Annotated in this window: 11 protein-coding genes; 9 read left to right on the forward strand and 2 right to left on the reverse strand. The window is 68.1% G+C overall.

Going from position 1 to position 14,879, the window contains the following annotated elements; genetic code table 11:
* Window positions 1-139 precede the first annotated feature (139 nt).
* From Pph01_RS06745 to Pph01_RS06760, 4 genes are read left to right on the forward strand one after another with little or no spacing between them, the layout of a single operon-like run.
* A complete protein-coding gene (locus tag Pph01_RS06745) occupies window positions 140-949 on the forward strand; it encodes an FHA domain-containing protein (RefSeq protein ID WP_204072080.1) in 810 nt (269 codons plus the stop codon).
* On the forward strand, window positions 942-4,586 hold the full coding sequence (locus tag Pph01_RS06750) for a protein kinase domain-containing protein (RefSeq protein ID WP_204072081.1): 3,645 nt from the start codon (window positions 942-944) through the stop codon (window positions 4,584-4,586). The genes Pph01_RS06745 and Pph01_RS06750 overlap by 8 nt, the downstream gene beginning before the upstream one ends.
* Window positions 4,583-4,768: a hypothetical protein gene (locus Pph01_RS06755; RefSeq protein ID WP_204072082.1), complete on the forward strand. Its 186-nt coding sequence runs from the start codon at window positions 4,583-4,585 to the stop codon at window positions 4,766-4,768. Before Pph01_RS06750 ends, Pph01_RS06755 begins: the two co-directional genes overlap by 4 nt.
* Window positions 4,765-6,126: a protein kinase domain-containing protein gene (locus tag Pph01_RS06760; protein ID WP_204072083.1), complete on the forward strand. Its 1,362-nt coding sequence runs from the start codon at window positions 4,765-4,767 to the stop codon at window positions 6,124-6,126. Before Pph01_RS06755 ends, Pph01_RS06760 begins: the two co-directional genes overlap by 4 nt.
* A 132-nt stretch (window positions 6,127-6,258) precedes the next feature.
* Here Pph01_RS06760 and Pph01_RS06765 read toward each other — a convergent pair whose 3' ends face one another.
* Window positions 6,259-7,176, reverse strand: a complete 918-nt coding sequence (locus Pph01_RS06765) for a phosphorothioated DNA-binding restriction endonuclease (RefSeq protein WP_204072084.1) — start codon at window positions 7,174-7,176, stop codon at window positions 6,259-6,261.
* A 611-nt stretch (window positions 7,177-7,787) separates the two neighbouring features.
* Between Pph01_RS06765 and Pph01_RS06770 the strand changes: the two genes are divergently transcribed.
* The gene (locus tag Pph01_RS06770) at window positions 7,788-8,180 is read left to right on the forward strand and encodes a hypothetical protein (protein ID WP_204072085.1); all 393 of its coding nucleotides are present in this window, start codon (window positions 7,788-7,790) and stop codon (window positions 8,178-8,180) included.
* A gap of 216 nt (window positions 8,181-8,396) precedes the next feature.
* Complete coding sequence (locus tag Pph01_RS06775) at window positions 8,397-8,699, forward strand: DUF1905 domain-containing protein (RefSeq protein ID WP_204072086.1); 303 nt, start codon at window positions 8,397-8,399, stop codon at window positions 8,697-8,699.
* Between the two features lie 86 nt (window positions 8,700-8,785).
* Here Pph01_RS06775 and ltaE read toward each other — a convergent pair whose 3' ends face one another.
* Entirely contained in the window at window positions 8,786-9,790 is a 1,005-nt protein-coding gene (ltaE, locus tag Pph01_RS06780; protein ID WP_204072087.1) for a low-specificity L-threonine aldolase, read from the reverse strand.
* A gap of 545 nt (window positions 9,791-10,335) precedes the next feature.
* Here ltaE and Pph01_RS06785 point away from each other — a divergent pair.
* The 3 genes from Pph01_RS06785 (at window position 10,336) to Pph01_RS06795 (ending at window position 14,874) form a co-directional block, all read left to right on the forward strand.
* Window positions 10,336-12,075, forward strand: a complete 1,740-nt coding sequence (locus tag Pph01_RS06785; protein ID WP_204072088.1) for a serine/threonine-protein kinase — start codon at window positions 10,336-10,338, stop codon at window positions 12,073-12,075.
* 247 nt (window positions 12,076-12,322) lie between these two features.
* Entirely contained in the window at window positions 12,323-13,165 is an 843-nt protein-coding gene (locus Pph01_RS06790) for an alpha/beta fold hydrolase (protein WP_204072089.1), read from the forward strand.
* 110 nt (window positions 13,166-13,275) lie between these two features.
* Window positions 13,276-14,874 carry a GMC family oxidoreductase gene (locus Pph01_RS06795; protein WP_204072090.1) on the forward strand — a complete coding sequence of 533 codons (1,599 nt, stop codon included), beginning with the start codon at window positions 13,276-13,278 and terminating at the stop codon, window positions 14,872-14,874.
* The last annotated feature ends 5 nt before the right edge of the window (window positions 14,875-14,879 follow it).

Here is a 14,879-nt window from a genome sequence, read left to right on the forward strand (position 1 = left end):
AAACCATTTCTCGATCCGAGAACGACGACTCCACACCACAAAACATTTCGGGAGGGCATTGGCCAGCCGGCGACCGGGACCGGTCCCGAACTGGAAGCGGTAGCGTGCGATCGTCCCGCAGGACAGGAGGGAGCGCGAGGTGACGATCAGAGAATTCGTGCCGCAGGTATTGCCGAGTTCCATGCGCAGCCTGGCGGGTGGGGTGCCGCCGGCACCGCCGGGCACGATTTTCGCACTGGCCGCCTCCAACGGGTTCGCGGTGCCGCCCCGGAAGTTCACCCTTCATTTCGGTCGCGGCGAGGACGACGTCCACGTGCCGGTCGGCGTCGGCGATCCGTATGTCAGCCGGCTACAGGGTGTGCTGGTGTGTGACGGCCGGGAATGGTGGGTCCGCAACAAAGGCAAGCTGCCGATTCAACTGCCGGGCGGAGCGCTGTTGTTGTCCGGCCACGAACTGCTGATCGAACCCGGTTACACCCCGTTGCTCATCGGTTCCGCCAAGCGCCGGTCGCATCTGCTGGAGATCCACGTCGTCGGTTCACCGGCCACCGATGCCGACGGCGATCAGCACAACCGGACCAAGGCACCGGATGTCTACGAGCTGAGCCTGGTGGAGCGGCTGGTGCTGACCGCGCTCGCCCAGCGATACCTGCGCCAGGAACGCTATCCGCAACCCGTGTCGTGGAACCAGGTGGCCGACGACCTCAACCGGCTGCCGGACGGCAGACAGTGGACGCCGAAGACCGCGGCGCACATCGTCGGCGCGGTGCGCGAGCGGCTGGCGGAGGGCTCCGATCCGATACCGGGCATCCGGCGCGAGGACGGGGTCGGCGAACCGGTGGGCAACACGCTGAACCACAACCTGATTCAGGCGCTGCTGCGCAGCGCCACGCTGATGCCGGCGGATCTGCACCTGCTCGGCGAGGACCCCGATGAGAACCATGAGTGAGATCACGTTGACGTGGCGGGTCGGCGAGGTGGTCGACGGCCGGTACGAGGTGACCCGGGTGCACGAGCACGGCGGGATGGGCGTGGTGTACCGGGTCCGGCACCTGGGGTGGGACATCGACCTCGCGGTGAAAAGCCCGCGGCCGGACCTGTTCCGCACCGCGGAGGATCAGCGACGGTTCGTCGACGAGGCGGAGACGTGGGTCTCGCTCGGGCTGCATCCGCACGTGTGCAACTGCTACTACGTCCGCGTGCTCGACGGCGTGCCCCGGGTGTTCGCCGAGTACGTCCCGGGCGGCAGCCTGCATGAGTGGATCGACGACCGGCGGCTGTATGACGGCGACCCACCCCAGGCACTGGCCCGGATCCTGGACATCGCGATCCAGACCGCGTGGGGACTCGACCACGCCCACGGCCGCGGCTTGGTGCACCGGGATGTCAAGCCCGCCAACGTGCTGCTCGACGCCGAGGACGGCGCGGTCGTCGCGAAGATCACCGACTTCGGCCTGGCTCGGGCGCGGGACCTGGCCGCCACGGTCAGCCCCGACGCGCCGCCCGGCGCCAGCATTCTGGTACCCGGCGGCGATGGCATGACTCCGCGGTACGCCTCTCCCGAGCAGGCGGCCGGCGAATCGATGGGGCGGCGCACCGATGTCTACAGCTTCGCGGTGTCGGTGCTGGAGATGTGCATCGGCGAGGCGACGTGGATGGCCGGGCCCGCCGCGGGTGCCGCGCTGACCGGCTATCGCGCCGGCGACGTGGCCGGTGCCGTCGTCATCCCGCCGGTGCTCGGCGACCTGCTCGAGCGCTGCCTGAGCCACGACCCCGCCGACCGGCCGAACTCCATGGCCGACGTCGCCTCCGAGCTGATCGACATCTACCGGGAAGTCACCGGCGACGCGTATCCGCGCCCGGCTCCCGTGACGGCCGACCTGCTCACCGGCGAGCTCAACAACCGGGCGGTGTCGCTGCTCGACCTCGAGCGGCGATCCGAGGCCGATCAGGCCTTCGAGCGGGCGTTGGCAGCCGATCCGCAGAACGTGCGCGCCATGTACAACTCCGGGCAGGCCCTGTGGCGTCGCGGCGCCGTCACCGACGACGCCCTCGTCGCCGAGATCGAGGCGGCCCGCGCGGACACCGGCGACCCCTGGGAGGTGCGGTATGCGCTCGCCCAACTCCACCTGGAACGCGGTGACCTCAGCACGGCTCGCAGGTTTCTCGACGAACTGGCCCAGGAGCGGCCGGACGAGCCGGAGGTGCTCGCCGCCCTGCGCGTGATCCGGTCCGGTGAGATCATCGACGCCCGCCGCACCCGCGAATGGCCGGTTCCCTGGCCGCTGCGCCCGCGCGATCTCTGGGACGTCGGCAGGCACGCTGAACGGACCGCGCTCGCCCTCACTCCCGATGGCCGGTTCATGGCGGCCGGCGGCTGGGACGGGGTGGTCCGCATCTGGGACGTCCACAGTGGGCAGCTCGTGTGGACGCTCAAGGGACACCGCACGACCGTGCACGCGGTGGACCTCACCCCGGACGGGCGCTTCGCCGTCTCCGTCTCTGAAGACGAAACCGTGATGTTCTGGAAGCTGGCCAGGGGCCGGTTCGGGGGCTCTCCCAAGGGCCGCCGCCTGTACGCCAGCCCCAACCCTCCGTCATGGGCCGGCGACGGCGGCTCGCGCCTCGGCGTCACCGCGGTCCGGCTCACCCTCGATGGGCGTTTCGCCCTCTACTCGGGCCTGGACGGCGGGTTCCGGGTCTGGGATGTCCACAGTGGACAGCTGCGGACGCTCGACGAGGCCGCGACCGACCGGTTGGTGGAGGTGAGTGCCGACGGACGCCTGGCGCTCTCCGTCAGCGGGGAGAAGCCCGGACGCTCCCGGAAACGGGTTGTGCGGCTGTGGGATCTGGCCGACGGCCGGTGCCTGCTGGAGCTGCCCGGACACGAGTCGGCGGTGACCGCCCTGTCTCTCAGCGCCGACGGCCGTTTCGCGGCCACCGATTGCCGCCAGGGGGCGATCCGCGTCTGGGATCTCCGCGATGGCCGCTGCGTGCACGTCCTGACGGGCGGTATCACGGCCGACGCCCTGTCCTTCAGCGCCGACGCGCGGTTCCTGCTGTCCGGCACCGAGTACTCCGATGCCATCCGATTATGGGAACTGGACCGCGGCCGATGCCTGCGGACCTTCCGCGCACATCAGGGTGGTACCACCGTGGTCCGGCTGGACGCGGACGCCCGGTTCGGACTCTCGGTCGGCCAGGACAGGACGGTTCGGCGATGGGAACTGCCCGGCGCGTACCGCGGCGCCCCGCTGCTGAGCCGGCCGCGCCCGCACGTCGAGCTGAGCCGGCTGGGCGGCCGGGTGGACGAGCTGGTCGCCGAGGCGGAGCGGGCGACGGCGGACGGCCGTTTCCCCGCGGCGCTCGAACGACTTCGGCAGGCACGCGCGGTCACCGGGTACGAGCGGGAGCCGCGCGTCATGTCCGCCTGGTGGACATTGGGCCGCCACTCCGTCCGGACGGGACTGCGGGCGGCCTGGTCGTCGCGGGCCTTGCAGACCGATGAGCTGACCGCGGTCGACCTGACCCCCAACGGCCGCATCGCCGTGTCCGGCGGCCGCGACGGGACGGTTCAGCTGTGGGACCTGATCACAAACAGCCGCCTGAGGGTTCTCGAGGGACACGAGGAGATGGTGGAGTCGGTCCGTCTGAGCGCCGACGGACGATTGGTCCTGTCGTCGAGCCGGGACCGCACGGTGCGGCTGTGGGATGTCGGCACAGGCGCGTGTCTGCACGTGCTGAACCGCGCGAAGGGGGCGATGTACCACTCGGCGCCGGTGCGGTTCAGCGCGGACGGCAGGCAGGCCGTGGTCGGCGGCCAGGACGGCCTGATCCGGTACTGGGACCTGGAAACCGGCGCCCTGACCCGGGAACTGGGGAAGGGTGCCTGGGGAGTCGACGACATGTGCGTCGGCGACGACGGACGTCTCGTCGTGATGGCCAAGGGCGGCAACGCGGAAGTGTGGAACCTGACGGACGCCCAGCCCCTGCACCGTCTCCGTGGGGTCGAGCGTGGCCTGCTCGCGCGCAATATACGCTCGATCTCGCTCAGCGCCGACGGGCGTTTCGCACTGGCCGGCGACGACAACGGCATCCAGTTGTGGAACATCACGACCGGGGATGTCGTGCGCACGCTCGACCTGCCGGAGTCGAACGGGTTCCACACCGTCAGGATGACCGCTGACGGAAGGTTCGCGGTGTCCGGCCACTACTGGTCGCACACAACGGTCTGGGACCTCCGCAGTGGACAACGCGTACGGGCCCTCGACGGCCACGAGCAGGGGATGAGCTGTCTCGCGCTGACGCCCGACGGCCGCTTCGTGCTGACCTCGACGGGCGGCAGCCTGCGCCTGTGGGAGCTCGACTGGGAGCTCGCCGCCCGGGACGCGGCCGACTGGGACGACGGCGCGGCGCCGTACCTCGAGGGGTTCCTGCGACGGCACGGTCCACAGTGGACGGACGAGGATCTCGACGCCCTGACGGGCCGGCTCGAGGACGCCGGCTATGGCTGGCTGCGCGCCGACGGGGTGCGAACCCGACTCGACAGCATGACCGCCGACCGGGGCGGCTCCGCGACCCGATGACCGGATACACCGACAGCGCGGCGCTCGCTCTCGGCGTCGCCCGGATCGAGGCGCGGTCCGTCCGGGCGTCCGAAATCGGGCCGGGGCATCTGCTCGTGGCGCTGAGCTCGATCCGAGTCGAGGCCGCCGGCAGCGAACTGGTCTGCACCCCCACCCTTCAGCCAGGAGGTACGGCTCGATGACGGCCACCGTCACGTTGCGGCTCGTCAAGGGGCGGCTCGACCGCACCGAGTACGTTTTCGACGAGCGGACCACCTGCATTCTCGGCCGTGCCGACGACTGCGCACCGCGACTGCCGGGCGACGAGTACCACCGCACCGTCTCCCGGCACCACTGTCTGCTCGACATCAACCCGCCCGACGTACGCATCCGCGACTTCGGCAGCCTCAACGGCACGTTCGTCAACGGCGAGAAGATCGGCCAACGGGAGGCACACCAGACGCCGGCGGAGGGCGCGGCGATCTCCTTTCCGGAACACGACCTGACCGACGGAGACGAGATCCGGCTCGGCGAGACGGTTTTCCGGGTGGCGATCCGGCTCCCGGCCGGACAACACACCCTGTCGCTGGCCCGGTGCGCGAAATGCGGCCAGGAGGTGGGCAGCGAACTCGGCGGCCGGTCCGGCGAATACGTCTGCGCCGCCTGCCAGGCCGAGCCGGGCGCCATGGCCGAACTCCTGGTGGGCCTCGCGCGCAGCGGGCACCGCGAACTCACCCCGATCGCCGGGTACACGCTGCTGAGGGAGCTCGGCCGCGGCGGGATGGGCGTGGTGCATCTCGCCCGCCACGAACACACCGGCCAGGAGGTGGCGCTGAAGGTGATGCTGCCCAGGGTCGCGGCGAGCCCGACCGCCCGCGCGCGGTTCTTCCGCGAGGTGGAACTCACCAGGGCGCTGCGGCACCCCAACATCGCCGTGCTCTACGACACCGGTTTCGCCAACGGCACGTTCTACTTCACCACCGAATACTGCGCCGGAGGCAGCCTGGACCGGCTCCTAGCTCGTCGGGGTGGCCGGCTCGAAGCCGCCGACGCCGTACGACTCGCCTGCCAGGCCCTGGACGGCCTGGCACACGCACACAGCGAGAACGTCGTCCACCGCGACCTGACCCCGCACAACATTCTGCTGGACGCGACCAACGGCTCGCTGGTGGCCAAGGTGGGCGACTTCGGCCTCGCCAAGGCCTTCGACCAGGCGGGCCTCAGCGGCCTCACCAGAACCGGCGCGACCGCCGGCAAGCCCCTGTACATGCCCCGCCGGCAAGTGATCAACTTTCGTGACGTCACACCGGCCGTGGACGTGTGGGCGCTCGCCGCGTGCCTCTACCACGCACTGACCGGCGCGTACCCCCGGGACTTCCCGCGCGGCAAGGACCCCTGGCAGGTCATCCTGCAGGCCGAGCCGGTGCCGATTCGACGACGCGAGCGGAACGTCCCGGCGCCCCTCGCCGAGGTCATCGACGAAACACTCCGCGAGAACCCGAAGGGCGCCTTCCAAACCGCGGTCGAGTTGCGCCGCGCACTGCTCGCATGTTCACGCTAGAACCTGGCAGGAAGTGTCACTCGCCGCTGAAGTACATCTCAGAAGCAGCACTGCGAATGAGCACGACAGGCCGGCCGTCTTCCGGGAACGACAGGGGTGCGGTACAGGAGAGAGCGAACCGGTCCAACGCGGTCAGACGGCTCCTGTGATCGAGACTCGGGCGGGTGCGCGGAAGACCTGTCGGCTGTGCCACTCGATGTGTGTCGGCTCGACGCCGTCGAGCCCGGGCCGGGGCTCACGAACCCGGCGGCCTCCCAGGGACAACACCATGCTCCTCGCCGAGGCGGTTCTCCCGACGAACTTGGCGGACACTCTGATCGTCCGCTCAGAGGTAAGACCGAAGACACCCTTGTCGAACAGCTTGTGATGGAGAACGCACAGGCACAGCCCGTTGGCCACCTCGTCCGGTCCTTCGAAGGCCCACCAGCGGACATGTGCGGCGTCCAAGCCGACCACGGTCCCGTCCAACCAGCCGTCGTACTCGCAGAACGCACAGCAGTAGTCGTAGGCCATGAGGATCTGCTCGCGGAATGCCGGATCACGGCGGGGTTGATCATCGCCCGGGAGGGCTTCTTGACTTGGATGCCCAAGCTCGAGGCTTTCCAGTTCCAGGCCGGCCGAGATGCAGATGTCCGCATGTAAGGAAGGCTCGAAGTTCGCGTCGAGGAGAACCCTGGCAAGTCTCGCCACCAACCGAGAATCATCCGACAGTGCCTTCACCAGGTCCGGATGGAGGCGCCCCGACGCCTTGCTCTCCCTGAGACGACCAAGCTCCGAACCGGGGCTTCCCGGGCCGTTCTCGGTCTCAACCAGCCAAACGCCGTCGCTGGTCAGATGGTGAAACGGATACCCGGGGCTGGTCTCCCGTGGCGGGCCGAATTCCTTGAGCAGGCGTTTCAGATCCGCCTCAGCCGCACTGAACGGGATCGGCTCGCCACCTCGGCGCTGGAACCGGCCGAGGGCGTAGAGCAGCAACAACGGCTTGTGCGGGGCCCGCTCGCCATTACGCGTCCATCGCCTGAGATCGGTGATTCTCTCCGTCCAGTCCATAAGTCGCCAGTCTAGGGCGATCTTGCGTGACCGCAGAGACGACGTCCAGAGGGGACGCCACCGTCGAGGACGTCCTTCTTTGTTGTGGTACTGCGTCAAGCCAACAACATTCCACTCCAAAGGCGATTCATTCTGGAGAAAGAGGCCAAGAGCGACATTCATCACCAAACCGGTTTATCTAGTGACCATCTCCACGGGAATCGCAGGAGGACATGCGGCGCCAATCCGGCGTAGGCCAGGAGACCGCGACCAGACCGTGGGTCTTGGTGCGAAGAGCTGCGCTTTTGGGCATCTGTGTGAGGTCGCCGCCGTTCGGCCAGTAAGCGAACGTCGGGGCCGGGACACCTCTGACGCGCCCTGCGCCGGGCAGCGCCGGGCAGCGGGCAAATCAGATATAAATGACAGTTCTGAGCAATATGCTCGCCATTTGGTCAACATCATCAATAAAACGACAACCGGCGCGCAAAAGCGCCCGAACGTCGTTTGACGCGCGGTCGCCACGGAAAGCAAGACGACAGATGGATGGCCCGAAAAGGGTCTCCACAAGCGCATATGCCTGATTACCTAGGAACTATCAAAGCAATTGGGTAAACGTTTTAGGAGGAAATTAAATGCCCAACTTCAGGAGCCTCGTCGGCGTTCTCGCCATCAGCACTTCGCTGACCGGTGGAGCCATCGCCCTCGACATCGCCATGACCGCTGGCGCCGCGAACGCCGGCACCGTCATGGGCGGCTGCGGCGGCTGTGGTAACGGGTGGGGCCGTGGACACCGCAATCACAACCGCAACTGGAACCGCAACCACGAGCGGCAGCACGAACGTCAGCGCCAGCACCAGCGCCAGACCCTGATGCGCGACTTCACCCTGCTCATAACGCCGTTCCAGAAGTCCGACAACAAGGCCAATCCATTGCAGAAGCAGAACACGGAGGCCGAATCGAAGGCCGTCTACCCGCCCGCTCCGTCGAGGCATGCGCCGGTCATCACCCCCGGGATGTCGGGTTGACGTCGTGATCGAGGCCTCCCCGATGGCTGCCGGGGAGGCCTCGTCATTCGTTCGAACGGCAGGAACGGCTAGCTGTACTCAGTCAGGGCATCGGTGACAGTCGGCTGACCGGCGGCCGGCAGCGTTCGGCCGGTGCTCCGAGCGTCGAGAGGGAGCGCTCGGTGCACACACCACGGACCACCCAGGACTGTCGGAACCCAGTGTCATGATGAACTCGTGGTGGTCATTTTCGACGCCGAGCTGTGGATATGGGATGCCCGGCGCGCCGACACGTGGACCTTCGTCAGCCTGCCTACCGAGGCATCCGAGGAGATCCGTGACCTGGCAGGCGGGCCGCGTCGCGGCTTCGGTTCGCTGCGAGTGCGGGTCACGGTCGGCGGTAGCACATGGAAGACCTCGATCTTCCCGGACAGCGCGCATGGCAGCTACGTGCTGCCCATCAAACGTGCTGTCCGCACAGCCGAGGCCCTCGACGCGGGTGACATCGCGACCGTAACCCTCGAGCTCATCGACTTATGACCACCGGGGCTTGGAGGAGCTCGAGGTGCCCAGGCGATCGGCACCCGTCGGGCACTCACCCAGCCTTCGCCGCATCGTTCCAGCGCCTATTCAGCGAAATACGACTTCACCGCCGACACGAACGTATCGATGTCCTCGCGCGTGAGGTCCATGTGCGTGACGAAGCGTGACGCGTACAGCATCTGCGTGAGAATGCCCTGCTCCTTCAGCGATGCTTCGAGCGCCGCGCAGTGCTCCTGCGGAAACCGCGCGAACACCATGTTGGTCGCGTGCGACTGCACCTCAACCTCATCGATGTCAGCGAGCCCACGCGCGAGATACTCGGCGTTCTCGTGGTCTTCCGCGAGGCGATCGACGTTGTGTTCCAGGGCGTACAGGCACGCCGCCGCGAGCACTCCGGACTGCCGCATGCCGCCGCCCAGCATCTTGCGCCAGCGGCGCGCGCTCTCGATCAGGTCGGCGCTGCCGACCAGCACCGAACCGACAGGCGCTCCCAGGCCCTTCGAGAAGCAGATCGAGACCGAATCGAATGGTGCGCAGAGCGCGGCGATCGACTGCCCCGACGCGACGGCCGCGTTGCAGACGCGCGCGCCATCGAGGTGCGTCACGAGACCGCGGCTGTTCGCCAGCGCGACCGCTTCGGCGACATACCCGGCCGGCAGCACCTTTCCGCCGATCGTGTTCTCGAGTGCGAGCAGGCGCGTGCGGGCGAAGTGATCGTCGATCGGCTTGATCGCGGCGGCGATCTCATCGAGCGGCAGGGAACCGTCCGTGGCGTTCGTAATCGGCTGCGGCTGAATGCTGCCGAGCACGGCCGCGCCGCCGCCTTCGTTCCTGTACGTGTGCGCCGACTGGCCCACGATGTATTCGTCGCCGCGTCCGCAATGCGCCATCAACGCGGCGAGGTTGCTCTGCGTGCCGCTCGGGAAGAACAGACCGGCTTCCTTGCCTGCGCGCTCCGCCACGGCCGCCTGCAGGCGCAGGACGGTGGGGTCGTCGCCCCAGACGTCGTCACCCACTTCGGCCGCCGCCATCGACGCCAGCATCGCCTGACTCGGACGGGTAACGGTGTCGCTGCGCAGATCAATCATGTCAATCCTCCCGTGAACGGCGTCAGGCGCCCGCAGCAGCTGGGAGCGCTGATGCGGGCCGGATGACGGGATCACAGGAGTGTAGTGCGATCCGGCAATAAGGCTCTAAGTGAGTCAAACCAGGTCAAGACCACCGAACTCGCGGCGTCTGTCCGCGCATCAGAGAGGCACGGCCGCTGTCGGCGGCTCGCGCAGCGATCTCGCACGCGTCGACTTCGCGGATGGGCTGCGTCTGAGGGGCTGACTGTCGGACGGGGGTCATCACTGAGCGTCCCCTGTTCGTCGTTCGGGCGGACGCCATCTCGAACTCGGGGATGAGCCGGTCGGATGACTAAAGCAAGCGACAACTGAATGCGTCGCATCGACATTCCGAATTGTTCCCATTTGAGGGGAATTTCCTAATAGCGCGAGACCTGCGCCGAGGAAAATGTGCCGAACCAGACGTGGCGACTCCGGCCTCCACTCCCGGCGATCTACGCATCCATCACCTCACTGATACTGTTCTGCCTCACATGTCGTGCTAAATCCGCTATCGGGGAGTCGGTGTGGCGCTGGCACTCACGGTCGATGACCCGCGCCGCCTGGGCGTCTACGAAATCGTGGCGCGCATCGGAGAAGGCGCACAGGGCGCGGTCTACCTCGGGCGATCGCCATCGGGCGATCAGGTCGCGGTCAAGCTGCTGCACGCCCGGCTCTCCGGCGATCCCGAGGCGCGCGCCAGGTTCCTGCGCGAGGTCTCGGTCGCCCAGCGGGTCGCCCGGTTCTGCACCGCGCCCGTCCTGCACGCCGACCTCGAGGGCAACCAGCCCTACATCGTCAGCGAGTACGTTCCGGGGCCGTCGCTGCGCGAACTCGTGCAGCGTGAAGGGCCGCGGCGAGGAGCCTCGCTCGACCGCCTGGCGATCAGCACGGTGACCGCTCTGGCCGCGATCCACCGGGCGGGTGTCCTGCACCGCGACTTCAAGCCGGCCAACGTGCTGATGGGCCCGGAGGGCCCCGTCGTCATCGACTTCGGCATCGCCAAGGCGCTGGACACACCCGGCACGACGGCCACCGGAGACACCCTCGGCACGCCCTCCTACCTGGCCCCCGAGCAAGTCCACGGCGCGAACGTGACGCCCGCGGCGGACATGTTCGCCTGGGGCATCACCATGGTGTTCGCCGCCACCGGGACTCCCGCCTTCGGTTCGGACACCATCCCCGCGGTGATCCAGCGCATCCTCAACGAGCAGCCCGATCTCACCGCCCTGGACGCACCGCTGCGTGACGTGGTCGCCGCATGCCTGTCCAAGGATCCCGCCCGCCGCCCCTCGGCCGAGGACGTGCTGGCCTACCTGATGGGGCAGCAACCGGCCGGATCGAGCACAGGCGATCCGCGGAGCAGCGAGAGTCACTGGAACACCCTCACCCCACGCAGCGATCAAACAGTCGACCGCAGGAGCGGCAGCGGAAGTCCCGGGAACGGGAATGGCGTTCATATCGGGAACGACGGACACGTCGCCGACCAGACGCACGCGGGCAAAGGCAAGCCGCGACGAGCTGTCACGCTGACGGTCTCGGCGGTGGTCGCCTGTGCCGCCCTGGTCGCCGGCACCCTGGCGCTCACGAGGTCGTCCGACGTGCCCGGCGGATCCACCGCCATCACGCCGCAGGCGCAAGCCGTGGCCGAGCCCGGCGGCGACCAGGCCCAGGACGACGGTCAGGCCGCGGACAGCCGGCCTTCAGGCGGGCAGGCCGGCGGACAGGCCAACGGACAGGCTGGCGGGAGCTCGCCGGACAAGACCTCCGCGACCAAGGGCCCGAACGCGGCCGGCGCCTCCGCTCCCCCGCCCGCGACGTCGACTTCCCGGCCCACTCCCGCGAGCACCGCACCGCGACAGACGGACCCCGCATCGCCGCCTTCGTCACCCACCCCGTCGGCACCCGTGCCGAGTTCCGCCCCCGCCACGACACCGCCCAAGCCGAACCCGTACACGGCGACTCAGGTGTGCGGGTCCGGATACAAGGTCATCGACTCGCACGCCCTGAACGGCGCCACGATCTACCTGCTCTACAGCAGCGGGTCGGGGAAGAACTGTGTGGTGACGATGTCGAAGTACGTCATCACACAGAAGATCAAGATGAGTGCCGTTCTGCAGGTTCAGGGCGGTTCCACCGGCAGCGACTCGGGAAGCTACACCGCCTACGCGGGCCCGATTCGGTTGTCGGCCCCGGGCACGTGCGTGATCTGGGGCGGCGGGTACGGCTCGGCCAGCTGGAAGAGCAGCTGGTCCCACTGCGGTTAGGTCGCGTCTCCCCGGGCGGTCGCGCATCCTGCTTGCCGCCTTGGCCGACGACCTGAGCGCCGCTGCCAGACGGGCGCATACCTACCGGTAGAGCGAGGTCGGCCCGGCGCCGAGTTCGCATCGCCGTTCGTCGTACTCACCAGGTGCCGTCGCCTTCCTCGGCATTATTGCGAACAGTGTGCGCATTAAGCTACCGTCCGACTGGAATCAGCGAACACCGTTCGCATATTTCTGAGGGGGCACGGTCGTGAGCGGTTACAAGACAGGCTCGGTGACGTCCGCCGACGGGACGGTCATCGGTTACCGCCAGCTGGGCAGTGGTCCTGCGGTGATCCTCCTGCATGGCGGCATGCTGGCCGCGCAGCACCTGATGAGGCTCGCCGACGTCCTGTCGAGCCGGTACACCGTCTATCTGCCCGACCGGCGCGGTCGCGGCGTGAGCGGTCCGCATGGCGCCGACTACCGCATCGCCCGCGAGGTCGAAGACGTGCAGGCACTGGCCGCGGCGAGCGACGCCTCGCGGATCTTCGGGCTCAGCTCGGGCGCGCTCGTCGCCCTGCGCACGGCCCTGGAAATCCCGTCGATCGCTCGGGTCGCGGTGTATGAGCCGCCCTTGGACGTCGACGGCTCGGTGCCGGTGAGCTGGGTGCCGCGCTTCGATCGCGAGATCGCCGCGGGCAAACCCGCGTCCGCTCTGGTCACCGCCTTGAAGGGCTTGGACGTCGAACCGGTCTTCGGCCGCATCCCGCGGTTCGTGCTCGTTCCGCTCATGACGACGGCCATGCGGCTTCAGCGCGGAGGCCCTGCCCACGAGGTGCCCGTCGCCGAACTGATCCCCACGATGCATCTCGACCTGAGGTTGATCGAGGAGATGACCGGAACGGCGAAGGACTACGCGGCGCTTGACACGCCGGTGCTCCTCCTGGGCGGCGCGAACAGTCCGGCCTACTTCGCACGCATCCTGGACGAACTCCACCGCGTTCTGCCGCACGCCGAACGCGTCACCTTCCCCAAGCTCGGGCACTCCGGTACGGAAAACGACGGAGACCCACAGGTGGTGGGTGAAACATTGCTCCGCTTCTTCGGCTAGCGACTCGGAGGTCATCGGCGAGGGAGCCGTCTGCAGGCATCGCGACCGGCGCGATCACGACGGACTAGACCCATTGACTGATATATACGGACATCGATATATCCATTCAGGTGATCGATTACGTGATCGTCGGGGCGGGGTCGGCCGGATGCGTCCTGGCCAACCGGTTGTCGGAGGACCCGAAGGTCCAGGTGCTGCTGATCGAGGCGGGCGGGTCCGACCGCAACCCGCTCTACGGGATTCCGAAGGGGTTCGGAAAACTCTTCGACGACCCGGCCAAGGTCTGGCACTACCCGACGCGTCCGTTCGGCCCGAGCGCGCAATCCGAGATCTGGCCTCGCGGGAGGGTCCTCGGCGGGTCCAGCTCGATCAACGGAATGGTGTACAACCGGGGTCAGCGGGCCGATTACGACGAACTCGTACGGCTGGGCAATCCGGGATGGGGCTGGGACACCATCCTGCCGATCTTTCGTGCCATCGAGGACAACGCGCTGGGCGCGACGGAGACCCGCGGCGCGGGCGGGCCGTTGCACGTGTCCCTCCCCCGCGATCCGGATCCGCTCTGCGACGAGATGATCGAAGCCGGCGCGGCACTCGGCCTGACCGCCATGGCGGACGTCAACGAGTCCGACGGCGAGCGCATCGGTCACGCGATGGCGACCATCAAGGACGGACGGAGATTCAGCGCGGCCAGGGCGTTCCTGCACCCCGTCCGCGGCAGGAGCAATCTCACCGTCGTGACGGGCACCCTCGTGACGGAGCTGCTGTTCGAAGGCGACAAGGTCATCGGTGTCCGGGCTCGCGATTCCAGGGGCGGCATGGTGGACTACCTGGCCCGCAGAGAGGTCGTCCTGTCCCTCGGCAGCCTCGCCACGCCCAAACTGCTGCAGTCATCCGGAATCGGGCCGTCCGACGTGTTGCGCGCAGCCGGGGTCGAACTCCGCCTGGAACGGGCGGCAGTGGGCGCGCACATGCGTGAGCACCGATGCCTCGCGCTGAAGTTCCGTCTCAAGGAGAACCTCGGCTACAACCGGCTGCTCTCCACGCCGGCCAAGCAGGGCGTGACCGCGCTGAAGTACCTGTTGAACCGGAAGGGCCCGCTCGCCGCCCCCGCGTACGACGTGATCGCCTTCCTCAAGTCCCGCCCGGAACTCGACCGCCCGGATGCCCAGTTGCTCATGGGACCGTGGTCGGTCTCGACGTACAAGGCGGGTGAGACGGTCACCGTCGAGAAGGAGCCCGGAGTGTCGGTCGTCGCCGAAGTGCTCCGCCCGACCTCGGAGGGCAGCGTGACCATCACGTCGGCCGATCCGGACGCTCCGCTGCGGGTCGATCCCGGCTACTTCGGTTCCGACCACGACCGTCGGGTGGGCGTCGACCTCTTCCACCGGATGCGCGAGTTCTTCGCCCAGGAACCGATCGCCTCGAGGCTCATGCACGAGACGTTCCCGGGCCTGGAGGTCCAGTCGGACGAGGACGTCATCGACGCCGCGCTCGACGGAGGCTACTGCGGTTACCACGCGATCGGGACGTGCGCCATGGGGCCGGACGACGACCACGTGGTCGACTCCCGGTTGCGGGTGAGAGGCGTCGACGCTCTCCGAGTGGTGGACTGCTCGGTGTTGCCGACGATGGTGTCAGGCAACCTGAACGGGCCCATCATGGCGATGGCCTGGCATGCCGCGGACCTCATCCTCGACCGGGCCTGACACGC

The organism is Planotetraspora phitsanulokensis, assembly GCF_016863295.1.
GTDB classification, from domain to species: Bacteria; Actinomycetota; Actinomycetes; order Streptosporangiales; family Streptosporangiaceae; genus Planotetraspora; species Planotetraspora phitsanulokensis.